The 561-nt window shown below is 58.1% G+C and carries 1 pseudogene; it reads left to right on the plus strand.

Annotation, left to right across the window (positions count from 1 at the left end):
- Positions 1-46: 46 nt before the first annotated feature.
- Positions 47-561, plus strand: a pseudogene (locus tag ACQZ51_RS23650) (transposase domain-containing protein); the annotation flags it as partial.

Raw genomic sequence — 561 nt, forward strand, 5'->3', positions numbered from 1 at the left:
GATCTGAGCAGTTGACGCGGCCGGGCGGTTCAGATTCAAAACTGTGATGAACAGAGCCGGTGAACCTGATGTTGCAGTGCTGATGGCGCAGTTGGCGGCAAATGCCGCCGAAATTACTGCGCTGAAAGCGAGAAGGAAGCGCTCTCGCGCCGCGTCGTCAAGCTCGAAGAGGAACTGGCACTCGCAAAGCTGCATCGTTTTGCACCGCGCAGCGAAAAGCATATTGATCGCCTGTTCAACGAAGCCGAAATTGCTGCGGACGAAGATGGCAGTGACGACGGCGATGCTGCCATCGATCTCCCTGATACAGGCCTGCCAGCGCTCGACAGGACCGCGGGAAAGAAGCGGGGCCGCAGACCTCTGCCGGAAGATCTGCCACGCGAGCGGGTCGAATATGACCTTCCCGAGGATCAGAAGGCTTGTCCGTGCTGCCATGGTCAAATGCATCGCATGGGTGAGGCTGTTACCGAGCAGCTCCATATCGAGGTCAAAGCAAAGGTCCTGCAGAATGTTCGGTTCAAGTACGCTTGCCGCCATTGCGACCGCACCGGGATCAACACG

The organism is Agrobacterium sp. CG674 (genome assembly GCF_053521645.1).